Annotated in this window: 17 protein-coding genes; 13 read left to right on the plus strand and 4 right to left on the minus strand. The window is 52.5% G+C overall.

Features of this window, described 5'->3' with window-relative positions; translation table 11 throughout:
- Position 1 precedes the first annotated feature (1 nt).
- From HYT79_03895 to pip, 5 genes are read left to right on the plus strand one after another with little or no spacing between them, the layout of a single operon-like run.
- Positions 2-433, plus strand: coding sequence for a biopolymer transporter ExbD (locus HYT79_03895; protein ID MBI2069722.1), 432 nt, complete (start codon positions 2-4; stop codon positions 431-433).
- Positions 417-827, plus strand: coding sequence for a biopolymer transporter ExbD (locus HYT79_03900; GenBank protein MBI2069723.1), 411 nt, complete (start codon positions 417-419; stop codon positions 825-827). The genes HYT79_03895 and HYT79_03900 overlap by 17 nt, the downstream gene beginning before the upstream one ends.
- A complete protein-coding gene (locus HYT79_03905) occupies positions 827-1,858 on the plus strand; it encodes an energy transducer TonB (protein ID MBI2069724.1) in 1,032 nt (343 codons plus the stop codon). Before HYT79_03900 ends, HYT79_03905 begins: the two co-directional genes overlap by 1 nt.
- 12 nt (positions 1,859-1,870) lie before the next feature.
- The gene (locus HYT79_03910; GenBank protein ID MBI2069725.1) at positions 1,871-2,797 is read left to right on the plus strand and encodes a hypothetical protein; all 927 of its coding nucleotides are present in this window, start codon (positions 1,871-1,873) and stop codon (positions 2,795-2,797) included.
- 9 nt (positions 2,798-2,806) lie between these two features.
- Positions 2,807-3,754 carry a prolyl aminopeptidase gene (gene pip / locus HYT79_03915; protein ID MBI2069726.1) on the plus strand — a complete coding sequence of 316 codons (948 nt, stop codon included), beginning with the start codon at positions 2,807-2,809 and terminating at the stop codon, positions 3,752-3,754.
- Here the strand turns inward: pip and HYT79_03920 are convergent.
- Positions 3,744-4,718, minus strand: a complete 975-nt coding sequence (locus HYT79_03920) for an AI-2E family transporter (GenBank protein MBI2069727.1) — start codon at positions 4,716-4,718, stop codon at positions 3,744-3,746. The two genes, pip and HYT79_03920, sit on opposite strands and share 11 nt — an antisense overlap.
- Before the next feature lie 67 nt (positions 4,719-4,785).
- Here HYT79_03920 and HYT79_03925 point away from each other — a divergent pair, with 67 nt between their 5' ends.
- Positions 4,786-5,121: a DUF971 domain-containing protein gene (locus HYT79_03925; protein MBI2069728.1), complete on the plus strand. Its 336-nt coding sequence runs from the start codon at positions 4,786-4,788 to the stop codon at positions 5,119-5,121.
- A gap of 33 nt (positions 5,122-5,154) precedes the next feature.
- A complete protein-coding gene (locus HYT79_03930) occupies positions 5,155-6,123 on the plus strand; it encodes a haloacid dehalogenase-like hydrolase (protein ID MBI2069729.1) in 969 nt (322 codons plus the stop codon).
- A gap of 2 nt (positions 6,124-6,125) precedes the next feature.
- Here HYT79_03930 and HYT79_03935 read toward each other — a convergent pair whose 3' ends face one another.
- Positions 6,126-6,449: a hypothetical protein gene (locus HYT79_03935; protein ID MBI2069730.1), complete on the minus strand. Its 324-nt coding sequence runs from the start codon at positions 6,447-6,449 to the stop codon at positions 6,126-6,128.
- Between the two features lie 85 nt (positions 6,450-6,534).
- On the opposite strand from HYT79_03935, the gene HYT79_03940 reads away from it, so the two are divergent.
- The 6 genes from HYT79_03940 (at position 6,535) to HYT79_03965 (ending at position 14,156) form a co-directional block, all read left to right on the plus strand.
- Positions 6,535-7,284 carry a tetratricopeptide repeat protein gene (locus HYT79_03940; GenBank protein ID MBI2069731.1) on the plus strand — a complete coding sequence of 250 codons (750 nt, stop codon included), beginning with the start codon at positions 6,535-6,537 and terminating at the stop codon, positions 7,282-7,284.
- A 98-nt stretch (positions 7,285-7,382) separates the two neighbouring features.
- Positions 7,383-9,893 (plus strand): carboxypeptidase regulatory-like domain-containing protein, encoded by a 2,511-nt coding sequence (locus HYT79_03945; protein MBI2069732.1) that lies wholly within the window; start codon positions 7,383-7,385, stop codon positions 9,891-9,893.
- On the plus strand, positions 9,887-10,399 hold the full coding sequence (locus HYT79_03950) for a prepilin-type N-terminal cleavage/methylation domain-containing protein (GenBank protein ID MBI2069733.1): 513 nt from the start codon (positions 9,887-9,889) through the stop codon (positions 10,397-10,399). Before HYT79_03945 ends, HYT79_03950 begins: the two co-directional genes overlap by 7 nt.
- Entirely contained in the window at positions 10,396-11,733 is a 1,338-nt protein-coding gene (locus HYT79_03955) for a hypothetical protein (GenBank protein MBI2069734.1), read from the plus strand. The genes HYT79_03950 and HYT79_03955 overlap by 4 nt, the downstream gene beginning before the upstream one ends.
- 30 nt (positions 11,734-11,763) lie before the next feature.
- Positions 11,764-13,434, plus strand: a complete 1,671-nt coding sequence (locus HYT79_03960; protein ID MBI2069735.1) for a fused MFS/spermidine synthase — start codon at positions 11,764-11,766, stop codon at positions 13,432-13,434.
- 20 nt (positions 13,435-13,454) lie between these two features.
- On the plus strand, positions 13,455-14,156 hold the full coding sequence (locus tag HYT79_03965) for a DNA alkylation repair protein (protein MBI2069736.1): 702 nt from the start codon (positions 13,455-13,457) through the stop codon (positions 14,154-14,156).
- A gap of 77 nt (positions 14,157-14,233) precedes the next feature.
- Here the strand turns inward: HYT79_03965 and HYT79_03970 are convergent, their stop codons facing one another.
- Both HYT79_03970 and HYT79_03975 read right to left on the minus strand, forming a co-directional pair.
- A complete protein-coding gene (locus HYT79_03970; GenBank protein MBI2069737.1) occupies positions 14,234-15,613 on the minus strand; it encodes a cytochrome P450 in 1,380 nt (459 codons plus the stop codon).
- Positions 15,614-15,644: 31 nt separating this feature from the next.
- Complete coding sequence (locus tag HYT79_03975; GenBank protein MBI2069738.1) at positions 15,645-16,610, minus strand: hypothetical protein; 966 nt, start codon at positions 16,608-16,610, stop codon at positions 15,645-15,647.
- Between the last annotated feature and the right edge of the window lie 49 nt (positions 16,611-16,659).

The following is a 16,659-nucleotide window of genomic DNA, read 5'->3' on the forward strand; positions in this document are numbered from 1 at the left end:
TATGGCCATGTCTACCGGCGCAGACGAGGATGTGATTACCGAGATCAACGTCACGCCCCTGGTGGACGTTTGCCTGGTGTTGGTCATTATTTTTATGGCGGTAGCGCCGTTCGCGCTTCAAGTCGGAATCAAAGTGTTGGAATCACGGGCCAAAACCGCGATCGGCAAGGTGACGGCGGCTGAGAACGTTCAGGCCCGGCTCTCAAGGGACGGCCGTTTGACGATCAATGGCCGCGCCAGCGGCTGGGAGCGTCTCGATCAAGATTTAACGTCGGCTCTGGCGTCAAGCCGCGACCGCACCGTGATCGTGACCGCGGACGACAAAAACAGGGTCGGCGAGGTGGTCGCTATTTTGGACGCGGCTAAAGTGGCGGGCGCGGCCAAGGTCGCCATCATGAAATCAGGAGGAGGTTCCGGTGCAGGCGGGCGGTGACGACGAGGACGTGATCACGGGCATTAACGTCACCCCGCTGGTGGACGTTTGTCTGGTGCTGGTCATTATTTTTATGGTCACGGCGCCCATGCTCTCGGAACCCATGTTCCGCGTGGATTTGCCCCAATCGCGCACTCAAGAAGGCGAGGAAAAGCAGAAAATCATGGTGACGGTTTCAAAAGACGGCCGCTTGGCCGTCGATGATAAAGAAGTTCCGAGTACGGAGGAATTCAGCCGTGAAATCGCCCGGCAATTGGCGCAACATCAGGACGGGTTTGTGGTTTTCAAGGCTGATCGCGACGCTTTTCACGGCTTGTTGGTCGAGTTGATGCAGCGCGCCAAGGATGCGGGCGCAAAATCGTTGACCATCGCCACGCAAAAGAGGAGCCGCTGATGTTCGCAGACCGGGAGCTCGGCTTATCATTGAGTCTGTCGGTCGGTTTTCACATCGGGCTTTTTCTTCTCTATATCTATCTGATTACCAACACTCCGAAGGCGGATATGACCACGGTTACGGATGTGGATCTTATTTTGCCGGCCTTCCTGAAAATGGCCCTTCCTCAACTTCCGGCGCGCGCCATGCAGGAGCCGGTTATTAAAGAGGACCGCAAACTGAATATCCCCCGGATGCTCGAGGAGCGTCAAGGCCGCGTTGAAACCCGTTCCGAGCTGAAAATGGCCTTGTCGCAAAAAAGCATGAATTTAGCCGAAGCTGCGGCTAAAAATATCGCGCATCGCGAAACCGGCCAGGTTCCTATGGCCGCAGCCCTTGAATTTGAGGAGATCGGGGCGCGTCGCGCGCCTGCTTTGCCTGCGGACTTAACCATGGAAAATACGGGGCTGCCCACGTTCAAACCGAAGACGCTGGGCGAGGTCAATGCGTTTGTGGCCGAACAGCGCCGTCGCCCAGTGGCTCCGGCCGGATTGGCGCCCCAGGCCGTCGGGACGCAGGCGGCTTCGGGTTCAGGCGGCGGCTCGCGAGTTTCATCCATGTTCTCGGCGCCGGCCTTGGATTTTGGGGGAGGCGGGCAAGGCGGCAGTCCCAGGGGCCGGGCGAAAGTCGAACCATTAGCGGCCGCTCCTGCGCCGGCAAGGCAAAAAAAGCCCATCGAACAGATTACCGCCCCGTCGCGGCCGGTTGAAATCACGGGGCCCTTGAGCCAGCGCAAAGTGGTTCGCATGTCCTTGCCGCCGTATCCTTCTTGGGCCAAGGACCAGGGAATTTTAGAAGCTGCGGTATCGATCCGGTTTAATGTGTCCAGAGACGGCCGCGTGTTGCCGGACATGCGCATCGAGCGCAGTTCAGGCTACGGAGCGCTCGATCGCCTAGCCATGGATGCTTTAAAAAATTGGGTTTTTGCGCCTGTTGATTCGGGTCCGGACAAGCAATGGGGCGTGATTACGTTCAGGTTTGTTTTGGAATAGAGGGGTGATGATATGAAAAAGTTATTTTTAACGATTTTATCCGCAGCCTGCGGTTTATGTCCGGTTTTCGCTCAGGAACAGAAAGCGGGCGAGCTCGGCGAAGTTGTGATTAAAGCCGAAGAAAAAGAAAGTCCCAGCATTTCCAAGCCTGCGTTGGGGCTCAATGTGGACGTTTACGAAACGGTCAGGGATTCTTTAAAACCCAAGGAATTGCTGTTATTGGCCGATTCTCCGGCGGCTCTTTCCTTCAATAAAAGCTCCCCCACGGTGCTCAGGAACCGGCGCGTGATCGAGCCGTGGCGCACGGCTTTGGCCGAGGATATCGATTTAAATTTTCAGCCTCTCCAAAAATTGAGTCAGGTGTTGGGCCGCAGCGTCACCCATAAAGAAACCAAGAATTTTCGTTGGAGTCTCAATATTGCCGATGAGGAAGGCAAGGTCTTCCATCGTTTTTCGGGCGACGATCATCCGCCCAAGGAGCTTCGATGGAACGGCGTCGCGCAAGACGGCGCGTTGATGAAAGCGGGGCAGGCCTATTCCGCGGTTTACCAGTTTACCGACGCTCTTGGCGTTAATCATACGGCCATGGACCGGCCCATTAAATTTGCCGGAGTCGTTCACCGCGAGAGCGCCGGCATTACGGCCGGCCTTGATTCCGGCATTCTGTTCGGGCCGGCTAAGGACGCCCGGCAAATCGTTAAGCCCCAGGGCGATTATTTAATGCGTTCGGCCGTCGATTGGATCAAGCGCCGGCATTTCGGCGCCGCGCTGCATGTGCGCGTTTACGCCAAAGACGCGTCTTTGGCTGAGGAACAGGCCCAACTGATACGCGCTTATTTGGCTCAGGAACTGATGGTTTCCCCGCAGGCCATTGCCTGGGAAGGTTTTGCCGCGGCGCATTCCAAGCAGCGCGTTGATTTGTTTGTTTTAAGCCGATAAGATCGGATTGTGCGCAAGCTCTATCCACCCATCAAACCCTACCGTGAAGGCTTTCTTAAAGTTTCCCCTTTGCATACCATTCATTATGAGGAATCCGGCAACCCGCGTGGAAAACCAGCGATTTTTCTTCACGGCGGCCCCGGCGGCGGCATTTCCCCTTCCTACCGGCAGTATTTTCATCCCAAAAAATGGCGGCTTATTCTTCTCGATCAGCGTGGCTGCGGAAAATCAAGGCCTCATGCCGAGCTTCGTGAAAATACGACCTGGGATTTGGTCGAAGACGTTGAGGCGCTGAGGCGTTTTTTGGGCATCGAACGTTGGGTTGTTTTCGGCGGCAGTTGGGGTTCCACGCTGAGTTTGGCTTATGCCGAGAAATACCCGCAGTGTTGCCGAGGCCTGATTTTAAGGGGCATTTTTCTTTTGCGCCGGGCGGAATTGCTTTGGTTTTACCAAGAAGGCGCGAGTTGGATTTTTCCGGATTTTTGGGAGGATTATCTGCGCCCGATTCCCCCCGCTGAACGTTCGGATATGATGGGGGCCTATTACAAGCGCCTGACAAGCCCCAACGCTAAGATTCGCGGTGAAGCAGCCGGAGCCTGGACTCTTTGGGAGGGACGGACCAGCAAGTTAAGGCAAGAGCCCGAGCATTTGAAGCGTTTCAAGCTGCCTAGCTTTCAAGATGCGTTTGCCCGAATTGAATGCCATTATTTCGTCAACCGCGGATTTTTGAAGCGTGATGATCAACTGTTGCGCGATACCCGCCGTTTGCGCGCAATCCCCGGCGTCATCATCCAGGGCCGCTACGATATCGTCTGCCCAATGAAAAGCGCCTGGGACCTGCACTGCGCTTGGCCTAAGGCCAAGTTTGTTGTTGTTCCCGACGCCGGTCATACCATGTATGAGCCCGGCATTACGGATGCTTTAATTGACGCCACGGACCGTCTCGTTAATCTTTGACCGCAACCGGGATCGCGCGCATTTCTTCCTTCATGTAATAAAGCATGGCCGGCGCCAAAATGATGCCCGGCACGCCCATCACCGTTTCCCCTACCAAAATACCGACCAAGGTTTGCCACATGGGCAGTTGAATGCTTGAGCCCACGATGCGGCTGTTGAGAAAATATTCGGCTTTGTGAATGACGATCAAAAAGATTAGGGCGGCGGCGGCCAGCTTAGGGCTGATGGTGATGGCCGTGGCCACGATAAATGTGTTGCTGATGACATTACCCAAAATGGGCAGGATGCCCACGATAAACGTCATGGGCACAAGAAAATGAACATAGGGGAATCCGGTGGCCAGCAGGAAAATGGCCGTGGCCGCCGTATTGATGGAGGAGATGATGACTTGAGCCCCTAAAACGCGCTCAAATCCCTCCATGAATTCTTTAATGCGCTGGTCGAACTCGTGGCGCACCGCGTCAAAAAGATTGGGCCCAAAACGCGTGTCATGCTCCGTAAAAAAGCAGAGCACGGCCACGAACATGCCGGCGATGATATGGAAAACTTTTTTGGAAAGAAGCCCGCTGGCCTTGGTGATTTCAGGCGCATTTTCTTTCACTGTTTTGATCAGGACTTCGCGGAATTGATAAATGTCGTCGAAGGGCAGGCTAAAGCCGTAGCGTTCGGCCAGATCGATGACCACGGGGATCGCCGTGTTCGCGATTTTGGGCAGGGTGCTCAATAGCTGCCGGATGAAATAGGAAAAAATCCAGACAACCGCCGTGGCCACGATCAGGAAAACCAGGAAGGACAGCCACTGGGCGTAGATTTTTTTCATGCGTTTTAAAAATCGCCGGTTGGCCAGATCGAGGACCATGTAGGAAAAAAGGCCGGCGAGGAGAACTCCCCCCAGCTTAAGGAAGACGACCCCTAGAACCAGGGTTCCGAAAAGAGCGAAAGAGACTTTTTTACCCCGGCTCATTGGTGCCTATAGGTTAACACCCATTTGACCTTGACGCTAGCGGATTTTGGGATAATAAACAATGCTGATGAAAATCCCGATCGATGAACCGCAACGCATCGAATCCGCAGCTCAACGGGAACTTAGAATAACCTGGAAGGACGGCCATGAGTCCGTTTATGGCTATGCCTATCTCCGGCGGCTGTGCCGCTGCGCCTTGTGCCGCCATGAATGGACCGGACAGCCGATGTTGGATCCTAAAAGCATTCCCGACGATTTAAAGGCCCTGAAGGTGTTCCCTAGAGGAAATTATGCATTGAGCTTTGATTTTTCAGACGGACATACCACGGGTATTTATAGCTTTGAATTTTTGCGGCAAATCTGCCCCTGTCCGGATTGCGTACGGCGATCGGCATTCTCTTAGATGCGCATGAGGCGGTTGATTGCAGGAACAACGATGATCACCATAGGGCTGGCTCCACTTGACGCTTTAGCCGGAACTCGATTGGCGCGCGGCGCCTGGACCGCCGACAACTACCATGCTTTGGCCGCTTTTCTGCACCGCTCCGAAAATATTTACGGGCCGAAGGTGGCTGTTTTTGACTTCGACAACACCTGCATCCTCAACGATATCGGCGACGCTGTTTTCTACTACATGACGGACGAGGCCTTGTTCGATTTTGAAACGATTTTGGCGGATCCTTCGCTCTGGGCGTATTTTGCCAAAGGCGAAGAGAATCCGGTCCTGCAGGCGATCGAGGCGTTCGTCAAGGAAAAAAAGTCTTTCTATCCCCGTTACCGTAAAACGCTTTATAAGGCCTACGATGATCTCTGCGACATGGCGGGCAACGAAACTTGCTATGGCTGGGTCGTGCGCCTTCAGGCCGGCAAAACGCCCTATGAGATGCGGCAAATTGCGGCCCGGGCTCTTAAGAGAGAATTAAAAAAGCCCGTCGGCCGGGACATGGTTTTAGCCGGCGAGGACGATCGCCTTCCCCTGGCTTTTAATACCGGCATTCGGCCTTATCAAGAAATCAGCAATTTGATGCGGGTTTTAAAGGGCGCCGGGTTCGATATTTGGATTGTTTCAGCCTCAGGCCAATATATCGTCGAAGCTGCGTCCCGCAAGCTTTTCGGAGTGCCTGCGCAGCGCGTGATCGGCGTGCGCTCGCGTCTGCAAGGCGGACGGCTGAGCGCGGATATTGAACTGATGACTTATCGGGCCGGCAAGGTGCGGGCCATCGATCAGGTGATCGGTTTTCGCCCGCTATTTGCAGCCGGCGACAGCGACACGGATTGGGAAATGCTTGATTATGCCCAGGACTTGCGTTTGGTGATTGATCGCGGCAAAGCCGTTTCTCGCCATGCCGTCGAAGAAAAAGCCACGGGCAAAGCCTGGCTGATTCAGCCTAAGTTTTTGCAGTAGGGTTAGTCCAACCCGCCTGGCATACAGCCTCCGCCGCCGCAGGCTTCTGGACCGCAAGGGCTCGATGCCTCAGGAGCGGATTCCGAGACTCCCTGGGAAGCGACTTTAGGGATATCACTGGAAACTTTCACCACTTTGCCCAAAGCCCGGTCAAAAATGTACGAGCCGGTAACGCCTGCGTTGCCATTGGCGGCCATTGCGGCCTGGACGGCCCGCGCCGGTGTCCTTGTCGCGGCCGCGGTTTTTATCTTATTGCCGTTTTTCTTAGAAGCGGCTTTGAGCATTGGTTTTTTCTTAAGTGTCGCTGTTTTTTTTATTTTGGGCATATAAGATTCCTCCCCACTTAATGATTTCCCCTTAGGGGGTTATCTTTACTATTATTAAAAAATTCTAAACTTAAAAAGCAAGACCATGAAATTATCGGTTATTTTTTTGGCCTTGGCGTCAACGGCCGGGGCTCAAATGGTCACCCAAACCACTATTTCCGCGGTCGCCCTCTTGAATCAGGCTCAAGAGGCCTATAATCAGAGAGCTGACATGACCAAGGGCCGCGAAGCGATCGGACTTTGGGAGTCGGCGCTTAAAGCCGAGTCGGAAAATTATGAATCCCTCTGGAAATTGGCCCGCGCCTATTATTGGCTTGGCAATCGTTTACCTGAAAAAGAGCAGCTGAATATTTTTACCAAAGGCAAGGAATACGCCGAAAAAGCCGTCAAAACCAAGCCCGGCGGGGTCGAGGGTCATTATTGGCTGGGTGTTTGCCTGGGCCGCTACGGCGAGACCAAGGGCATCCTAAAAAGCTTGATGCTGGTCAAACCTATTCGCGACGAAATGGAGACAGTGTTAAAGTTTGACCCCAGGCATGCCGGCGCTTATCATGTGTTGGGCGTTCTCCATCGAAAGGCTCCCGGAAAACCTTTATCAATCGGTAATAGAAAGAAGGCCCTTCATTACGCCAAAAAGGCGGTCGAACTTGATCCCGGCTCGATCAAATACGCCCTCGGCCTGGGCGAGGCTTACGAAGCTTTGGGCGAGGATGAAAAGGCGGTCGAAGCGTTTGAAGAGGTCAAGAAAATGCCTCCTAATCCCGAATATCTCCCCGAGTCCCTCGAAGACAAAGAAACCGCCGAAAAATTGATCGCCCGGCTTAATAAGAAATAACACGCATCCTGATTTTGTTATTTCAAAAAAAGCCCGCCTCAATCAACTGGTGAGTAATCTTACATGGCAAGTCTTACTTTTGCTATATAAACTAAGTGGTGAAGAGTAGGCGATCGACTTTTACCGGTGGTTTTGACAAGGGTTTAACCTTGATCGAAATCGTGGTAACGTTGCTGATCGTCAGTACGGTTTTTGTCTCTTTTTCGACGATTTTCAGCAGCGCTTCCAAATCCATGCATTTTTCCCGCGCCCGGACCCTGGCCTCGAATCTGGCCCAGGAGAAAATGCAGATCATCAAGCAGCTTTCCTATCACAATATTTTAGTCACGACCACCACTTTATATCGAACAGAGTTCGACCCCGACCTTCCCTACGATGACGGTTATTATCCGGTCGAAGATATCAAAGAAGGCGGCATCAATTACGAGCGCCTGACCTATATTCAAATGGCCCAAGAAATCAGCGGAGAGCTTCAATTTCAAGGGGCGACGCCGGACACGGGCATGAAAGCCATCACCGTTTCCGTCATCTGGCAACAGGGTAATGAGGATAAGATCGTTCAGGTGCGCAATGTCGTTTCTAATCTTAATCTCGTCAACGCCAATGCCGCCGTCAAAGGCAACGTTGAAATCGAGGGAACCTCAACGGATATCGAGGGCGTTTTGTTGGTCGTCGCAGAAAATGCCGGCTGGCAGGATATTACCGATTCGGGAGGTGATTATTTAATCAATCTAAGGCCCGGTTCTTATAATTTAACCGCCTCAGCAGCCGGGTATTTCACGAAAACCATTCCTTTCACCGTGACGGACGGTCAAACGTTGCCCCAGGATATTGAATTGAAGGCCATGGACAAGGGAACGATTCAGGGCGAGGTTTGGATCAACAATCATTTGGTGATCAGCGCGGTTGTTGCCTCGACAACCCCGGCGGGCATGTTCGAAACTTTTGAATTGATCGAGCTTTATAATCCAACGACCTATAGCTGGACCATTAATGCCGGCAATTTGGAAGTGATGTATAGGAACAAAGATACCGGAGGTCCCGCCGATGATATTTTATTGACGTATACCACGGATACCGTGCGCTCTTGGCATTATTACTTGATCGCCAGCACGTCGCCTATTCTCTACGGCAATCAATGGCTTACTGCGGACGCCATTTACAGCGATTTGCAAGCCAAAAATACCATTGTTAACGATTCCGACGGCGGCATCGGCATCCGTTATCCCGGAGCATCGACTTATTATGACCGGGTCGCTTGGTCAAATTCCAGCGGCGCTGATCCTCCTTCTGAATTTGTGGAAACGTCGGCCTTGGCTTTAGCAAGCGGATTAAATGCCGGCGAACAAATACACCGTTTTGCCAGGCCATGGGCCCTATGGAGCACCCTCGGCAGATGCTGCGATTCAAATAGGAACTCGATTAATCTTTACCCATGGGTTATGGACGTTAAAAATTCAACCACCAGCCATCGGCCGAATTGCGGCGGTTTGGCCACGGGCGCCGTTGTTACGGCGACGGATGGGCTTTCTCTATCGACAACCACCAAATTGGTATCCGGAGCAACAAGCGATTATTCAACGTTTACATTGACTTCAGTAGCCACGGGAACCTGGTATGTCTATATTTCCAGCGACAGCTATACCCTGCAAATAGCGACGGCGGAAGTCACGGCAAATACCGTCATCAGCATTCCCAATAGCGTAACCGTTCCTACTTATCCCTATACCAGCATCTACGCATCAATTCTTTCCCAAGATAATACGGAAGGCTATATCAGCGGCTCGGTAAAAAATGTCGCTGGTTCAGCTATCAATCCGGCTGTCAAGGTCAGCGCCGGTTTCTATGAGGAAGAGGCCAGCGCTTCGCACGGCGGTTATTTAATGGCTTTGACTCCCGGCACCTATGATATCACCGCCAATCCTAATAACGGCAACAGCAGCTACGTATCCCAAACTTCGCAGTCAGTCGTCGTTGTATTGGGCAAGGTCACGTCCGGTGTTAATTTCACTTTATCCCAGGGTGGAAAAATTCGAGGTTTTTCAACGCGCGACGGCATCAATGCTTTGCCCGGCATCGCCTACACCGCCTATAACGAAAATGATATTGCGATGGCTAACGAAGTATCCGGCTCGGACGGCCGTTTTCTTTTGACCGATTTGGCGACTGGAACGTATTCCGTTGAGCCGATCCTGGGATCGGGCGAGACATCTTCGCCCGCTTCCATTTCCACGACGGTTGCCATCGGTGATGATCTTCATATCGGCACATTCACCATCAGCAACGCCTTCGGCAAAATAACCGGCACGTTCAAATCCGGCGGCGAAATCATTAAAACCGGGGTCCTGGTTATCGTCACCACGACAACAATCACGACGCCGCCGGCTTTAAGTTCCAATACGTTAACCGGCGCTCCTTACTACATGACGAACAGCTATGAAGACGGGACCTACAGCGTTGATGTCAGGGGTTCCACTTCAACCAAATACGAAGTTTATGCGTACTATTTCACTTTCAGCGGGGACACGCCGGTAATCAATTCGAGCGCCACATCCAATGTCACGGTCACCGCCGGACAAACAACTCCCGATATCAACCTGTCATGGTAAAACAACGATTAAGCTCATACGGCGTGACTTTGCCTGAAATTATGATTACCATGGCTATTTTAGGCGGCATGATGTTGGTGTTGGGCGAAGTGTTGCAGCAAACCAACAGATTCTATATTTTGAATCGTGCCAGGCATGAACTTCAAGCGGAAGCCCGCGGCATTATGGAAACGGTCAACAGAAATCTCCGCCAAGCAAAAACCAGCTCGATTAAAATCGATCGAGCGACGAGCAGTCAGCCGTATTATTCCCGTGTCAGTTTTACGGACGTCAACAACACGAATTATGTTATTTATCAGGACAATAAAAAATTGAAATTGACGGCGGGCACCGTTACCGACCGCGTGCTGTCTAATAATATTCGCTATTTGGCATTTTCATTTCCCAAGTCGGATGACTTGGCGATTATCTCCGTAGCCATGACGCTCGAAAAAACGATCAGCCTCCAAAAAAGGCAATATGCTTTGCATATGGCTTCGGAAAAAATCAGGGTGATGAACGAATGAAAAGAAATGAGCGCGGCGTCGCCCTGATCACCGTCTTGATGACCATGCTGGTTCTCCTGATCACGGTTCCCGCCATCGTCGATTGGCTGACCACGGAATCCAAGCTTACGATCAAGGTCCAGAAATCCACCCGCGCCTTTAACCTGACCGACGCGGCCGTGGACCGGGGTATTTGGAAATTGAAGTCCTCAACCTCTAGCTGGACTAATGCGGTCAACGGAACCGTGATCACGAATTACAATTTTGATAAGACCTACGATGATATTGCCGGAGGGTACTACCGCATCAAAATAACTTCGGGTCCGAGCGACAATCAAGCCACCATTTATGGCGAGGGACGGGACGTTGACGCAAAAGAAACCCGCGCCATAAAATGCATTGTTGAAAATACGGTGGTCAACAGCGCGTTGTTTTCCGAATCCCAGCTCGATGTCAAAAATCACGTGGCCATCGTCAATTGGGGACCGATTATGTCCAATGACAATATCGATATGACGGATAACGCTTCGGCGGGGCGTTATTTCCCGCGCAAATACGCGAAGCAGGTCGTGGACGGACACGGCGGCGATCCCAGAGACACCAATGGGCTTAATCCCCCGAATACAGATAATGTGGAATGGTGGTCGGATTATGATGTCCCTGATTTGCCGCTTATTCAATTCAACGAATGGCGCTCGTCAGCCAGCGCCAACGGCACGTTGAACGTTTATCGTTACTGGGACGACAAACTGGGCGCTTATGTCACCGGCGATTCAGCCAGCCCTTATTTTGAAGATTCAGACGCCTACGCAGGCTCGCAAGATAACCTGAATTGGTACTGGGACGGCAATGTCGAATTCACGGATACCATCGGCATTAAAGGCAATGTCGTCATCCGGGGGAATATGCATATATCCGGAACTTATGTCATGAGTTACACGGCTGATGTGCCCAGTAATGCTTGGAAAGAATATCAAAAGAAGGATACTTCCCTGGCGGATGAATACCCGGCCGACGCCGGACTCAACACGAACGACCTGACCTTCGGATTTGGCACGGAAAATTGGAATTCAGGCGCCGTCTATACCAGCAATCCTGATGTCCCCGCGGCTGCCGACACAAAAATTGACTTCAAAGGATTCGTGTATGTCGGCGGCAATATGACATTTTCTTCGCAGGTCAATATTCACGGCGCCCTTTGGGTTGTGGGCACGACCGAGCGGACGACGGGAACAGGATTGATTTATATCTATTACAACAACAAACTGAAGGATATTCCGGTTTCAAACGTGGTCCTCGTGCGCATTTCCTGGGACGAAACGTCGCCCAGCAGCCAAGCCTGGGCAGCACCGTAATGCGCCCATCATTACCGGCCGACTGATTTAATGAAACGGCTTTCCGGCGGAGCGTTCATCGCCGGGCTTCTATCAGCCCTCGTGACATCCGGATTTTCATTTATGGTTCTTGAGATTTTATTTTTGCGCGAACTGTTGATTACGCTGGGCGGGGCGATCTATGCCTCAAGCGCCATGTTAGGCGCGGTGATGCTGGGATTATTTTTGGGCAGTCAGATATTCGGTTATTTGACCATGCGCTTATCCAAAGTGACCGCTCTTTTTATTGTCATGGAGCTTTGTTTGGCCGGCGTATGCGCGGGGATTATCCCGGTCTTGCGTTCGTTCGGTCTCATTGCTCATTGGCCGGCGCGCTATATTTTTTCATTTATCGTCATTATGCTGCCCTCGGTGCTTGTCGGCGGCGAAATTCCGGTTGCCATGCAAATGATCGAGCGGTATATTTCCAAAGGCCGCACAGGTTTTTATACCGGTTTGATTTACGGAGCCGATACCATGGGCGCTCTGATCGGCGCCCTCCTCTTGCCGTTTGCGCTTTTGCCCGAATTGGGCGCTTACAAATCCAGCCTTGTGGCTGCGGCGGGCGAGCTCGCCAGCGCTTTGATTATTGTCGCTTTAAGCAAGCAAGCCATTTTTACGTTCACCGGTGGGACTCTTGGGCTTCTCATCGTTTCAGCTTTTGCATTTGCCTGGAGCCCTCGACTAGACGCCGACAGCGCGGTCTGGGCCATGCGTTATCGCTATAAATTCCTTAAATCCCCCGAGCTCTTGTCTCATAGCTTTCAGGATTCGATTTATCAGCGTATCCAGATGGCCGATATTAAGCTGGGATCCCTAAATCAGCCTATTCGCGTATTGTTTTTAGACGGCCTGATTCAATCGTCAACCTCCCCTCAGCGGACGTATCAGGAGATGATTTATTTCGGGCTTACGGCCCACCCTAATCCCAAACATCTGCTTTTTATCGGCTGCGGAGACGGGGATTTGATCGCCGCCGCCCTGGCTGATCCCCGTATCGAATCCATTGATCAGGTGGATATTGACCGGGCGGTTATTGAAACGGCCGGAGCCCGCCTTCCCGAACTTAACCACGTCAAGGGCCTTTCCATATGGGACAATCCCAAGGTCCACCTTGCGATCGGCGACGGGCGGCAATTCATCAGACAAAATAACCGGCATTATGATTTGATTTTTTCCGATCTTCCGGATGCTTCGCAGGAAGGCTCGGGTATTTTTTATTCCGTTGAATTCATGCAAGAAATTCATAGGCGGCTTAATCCCGGCGGTATTTATATGACGCATGATTATCTGGCGCCGGAGGTTTCCCGCAATCGCCGGCTTCAATTGACGTCTTTGGTTTTGGGCGCCCGCACTCTAAAAGCCGCTTTCGGTGAGTATGTTTATTTGATGAGCCCGAAACTTTGGCCCAATAAAAAAGCCTCTGAGGATAATAGGCAGGTCACCTTTTTAATGGCCTCCAAAGGCCGGCCTATCGCCGTTGATGAGCAGGCTTGGAGCAAGCGATTTCAATCATTCGATCCTCAGCCCCAATGGTTCAACCCGGAACGCTTAAAGAGATGGCTTGACAACAGCTACCATCCCGAAGGGCTTGATGATCTGCCTGTTTCCACGGATGATCGGCCGGTTATTTTGCATCCTAGGCGCTGGAGCCAAGCTAAAGCCGTCCTGGCTATTGAATAATTTAACGCCAAGGCATCGGCATGAACGTTGATCTGCTGAAAGCTAAACTTCGGGCCTTGGCAAGCCCGAAAAAAGCCGTGATCCTTCAAGGTTTTTTCAAAACCGGCCCAGGCCAATATGGCGAAGGCGACCGTTTTATCGGCGTAACCGTGCCCCAAATCCGGCATATTGCGCGTTCGGGTCCGGACTTGCCGCTTGAGGGCATACGGGAGTTGCTGCGTCGCGGCGTTCACGAAGAAAGGCTTTTGGGATTGTTGATTTTGACGGAGCGTTTTCAGGGGGCTTTCGGCAAGGAGCGCTCCAAGCTTTTTAAGTTCTATCTGCATCATTTGACTTGGGTGAATAATTGGGATTTGGTGGATTCATCGGCCCATCATATCGTCGGGGCTTATCTGGAAGACAAGGACCGGTCTCTTCTTGACCGCCTGGCCGCTTCATCAAGGCTCTGGGACCGGCGCGTGGCCATGGTGGCCACGCTTCATTTCATACGCAAAGGCCAATTTGACGACACCCTTCGTCTAGCGCGTTCCTTGCTCAATGATCAAGAGGATTTGATGCATAAAGCGGCCGGATGGATGCTGCGCGAAGTGGGCAAACGCAACGAGGCGGTTTTAACAGGATTTCTTGAGGCGCATGCGCCTTCGATGCCCAGAACCATGCTGCGCTACGCTATTGAACGTTTAAGCGCGGCCAAGAAAAAACGATTTCTCAATAAGAAATAAAAAGAGGCTCATGAGCCTTGTTTAAAAACAGGGACGTCTTTAGGGTAACAGGATACAGGGGCCGGGTCAAGCGATTTTTATGCGCGCGGGCGCAGCGTCATTTTTAAGCCGTAGCGGGGCCGCAGGGTGATGAGCGGCTCGGGCTCGACGGGATGGCCTGGGACCAAATCGAGGCAGTAGCGCTGGGCGATGGCGGCCAGGAGCAAAGGAGCCTCCATCATGGCGAAATCCTTGCCGATGCACAGATGCCCGCCCCCGCCGAAAGGAAAATAGGCGAAGCGATGCCTGTCTTGATTTTTCCCCTCTTCAAAACGGCCGGGATCGAATCCCTCGGGATTTTTCCAGAATTTCGGATGCCGGTGAGTGACATAGGAGCTCATGAAAACAGTCGCTTTCTTCGGAATTTTATAACCGCCGATCACGTCGTCCTTGACCGCGGCGCGCGAGATGATCCAAGCCGGCGGATAAAGCCGCATTGATTCCTGGAGCACCATTTTTGTGTAAGCAAGCTTGGGCAAATCCTCAAGACCCGGCGTTTTTCCCTGAAGCGTTTGGTCAAGTTCATCGTGAAGGCGCTCGGCGACCGTGGGCTGGGTCGATAAAAGATACCAGGTCCAGGCCAGGGTATTGGCCGTTGTTTCATGGCCGGCGAGCAATATGGTCAGGAGCTCATCCCTGAGTTGTTTGTCGTCCATGCCCTCATTCGTCTCAGGGTCCTTGGCGTGCATGAGCATGGACAAAAGATCATCGGCGTTGTTTTTGCCGCTGCGGCGTTCATCAATGATGTCGTAAACGATTTTATCCAAGGTGCGGATCGCTTTCTGAAATTGTTGGTTTCTCGGCGTGGGCACGCAATGGGGCAGCTCAATGGGACAAGAGGTATCGTCGCTGACATGTTTATTGATTACGGTCAGCGCATCGCCGACGGCTCGCGCCACGCGGCTGACGTCGGCGCTTAGAAGGGTGTCCGCCGCAATGTGCAGAGCCAATCGCATCATTTCTTCCGCCGCGTCGAAGGTTTCCCCCGTGGTTTCATAGCTTTGCCATCTGCTGAGCATGGCTTCGGTCGCCTGAACCATTCGGCCGGCGAACATAGCGATTTTTTGCCGGTGAAAGGCGGGTTGGACGGTCCGTCGCTGCTTGAGCCAAAAAGATCCGTCGGTGGTCAGCAGGCCCCGCCCCAGAGCCGGCATCATTTTTTCATAGCTGATGGTTTGCCTGGAATAATTGGCGTTATTGTCCACAAAAACGCGTTGGACATGGTCGGGGTGAGCCAAGAGATAGGTTTCAATGGGGCCGAATTGAAACCGGACCAAATCGCCGTAATCCCGCATGCCGCCCAAGAGCATTTTGAGCGGATTGTTCCTGATATTGGAGAGGCTTTCCGGAATCCGGTACCAAGGTGGACCGGGCGCACGCTTTTGAGCGGCGGAGGCTTTGGCTAATTTAACAGCCATCGCTTGCGATTATATCTTTCCGGAGGATGAGCTACTTTTCGTAATCACCGAAAGACCAGGTCAGGGAAAACCGGGTCATTTCCAAGCCTTCGTAAATCGTAGGCATATAGAGCGAGCTCAGCGCGCCGCTTAGGCTGAATCCTAAACCCCAGGGCCTGTATAAAATATTAAACCCAATGGACGGCAAGGGAAAGTTTTTTGCTTCCAGAGTTTCTTCGCTGCCGGCCGCGAACCCGGCGTTACTCGATTCTTTAATGCGGATTTTAATGTCGCCGTCATTGACCACGGGTATGCCGACATAAATGAAGGGCGTCAGTCGCAATAGGCCGCCTAAATTCCGGTCCGCTTGAAAGCCGAAGGCCGGTCCGAATTGTTTGGAATTTCCTTCAACCGTGCCGCCCATTTTGGCGCCGTTGGCCGCTTGCTCGGCCCAAGTGGTTTTGGAATCCGTTTGGCTGTAGAAGATTCCCATAAAACCCACCAGGCTCCATTGCTTCGACCGGAGGAAATTGTTAGCCCCTCCCAGATAAACCGCGTAGCTTTGAGTTGGGCCTTGCAGAAGATTGGTGTCGTCGTTTTGCTTGACGGAGGCGGGCGCGTCTTCGCCGGAGCCTGTGCCGCTCATGGAGCCTGTCATGCTCACAGCCGACACAAAACCATGGATTTGCCTTTTTTCAGTAATGGCGTAGCTGGCCCCCAGGCTTCCTCCGGAACCGCCCAGGCTTTCCCCGTACCAGCGTTCCCCCGGCGCGCTTTGGTCTTTAAAGGAAGCGAGCCGAGCGGTTTTAACCGTAAAGTAGGTGGGTTTAATGGTCATCCGCCACTGGCCTGCCGAATAATGGCTCATGGGCAAGGGTGGATCAGAAGCGATTGCGCCCACGGCGTTTCTGGCTGAAACCATAGGCGCATCCAAATAACGGAAATGTTCGCCTCCGTGCCCGGCTAAAGCGTAAAAGGGGATCGCCTCAAGCAGAACAAGCAGGAATATCCTAAACATGGAGTCGCTTGATCGTATCAATAAAAAGCTCTCCTTGAAAGGAGCGGCT

The sequence above is a fragment of the Elusimicrobiota bacterium genome, from assembly GCA_016180815.1.
Classification (GTDB): domain Bacteria; phylum Elusimicrobiota; class Elusimicrobia; order JACQPE01; family JACQPE01; genus JACPAN01.

Excerpts from the sequence above, each read along its gene's own strand:
- HYT79_03895 (MBI2069722.1), top strand. The coding sequence starts at position 2 with ATGGCCATGTCTACCGGCGCAGACGAGGATGTGATTACCGAGATCAAC.
- HYT79_03905 (MBI2069724.1), top strand. The coding sequence starts at position 827 with ATGTTCGCAGACCGGGAGCTCGGCTTATCATTGAGTCTGTCGGTCGGT.
- HYT79_03910 (MBI2069725.1), top strand. The coding sequence starts at position 1,871 with ATGAAAAAGTTATTTTTAACGATTTTATCCGCAGCCTGCGGTTTATGT.
- HYT79_03920 (MBI2069727.1), bottom strand. The coding sequence starts at position 4,718 with ATGAGCCGGGGTAAAAAAGTCTCTTTCGCTCTTTTCGGAACCCTGGTT.
- HYT79_03925 (MBI2069728.1), top strand. The coding sequence starts at position 4,786 with ATGAAAATCCCGATCGATGAACCGCAACGCATCGAATCCGCAGCTCAA.
- HYT79_03930 (MBI2069729.1), top strand. The coding sequence starts at position 5,155 with ATGATCACCATAGGGCTGGCTCCACTTGACGCTTTAGCCGGAACTCGA.
- HYT79_03935 (MBI2069730.1), bottom strand. The coding sequence starts at position 6,449 with ATGCCCAAAATAAAAAAAACAGCGACACTTAAGAAAAAACCAATGCTC.
- HYT79_03940 (MBI2069731.1), top strand. The coding sequence starts at position 6,535 with ATGAAATTATCGGTTATTTTTTTGGCCTTGGCGTCAACGGCCGGGGCT.
- HYT79_03950 (MBI2069733.1), top strand. The coding sequence starts at position 9,887 with ATGGTAAAACAACGATTAAGCTCATACGGCGTGACTTTGCCTGAAATT.
- HYT79_03955 (MBI2069734.1), top strand. The coding sequence starts at position 10,396 with ATGAAAAGAAATGAGCGCGGCGTCGCCCTGATCACCGTCTTGATGACC.
- HYT79_03960 (MBI2069735.1), top strand. The coding sequence starts at position 11,764 with ATGAAACGGCTTTCCGGCGGAGCGTTCATCGCCGGGCTTCTATCAGCC.
- HYT79_03965 (MBI2069736.1), top strand. The coding sequence starts at position 13,455 with ATGAACGTTGATCTGCTGAAAGCTAAACTTCGGGCCTTGGCAAGCCCG.
- HYT79_03970 (MBI2069737.1), bottom strand. The coding sequence starts at position 15,613 with ATGGCTGTTAAATTAGCCAAAGCCTCCGCCGCTCAAAAGCGTGCGCCC.
- HYT79_03975 (MBI2069738.1), bottom strand. The coding sequence starts at position 16,610 with ATGTTTAGGATATTCCTGCTTGTTCTGCTTGAGGCGATCCCCTTTTAC.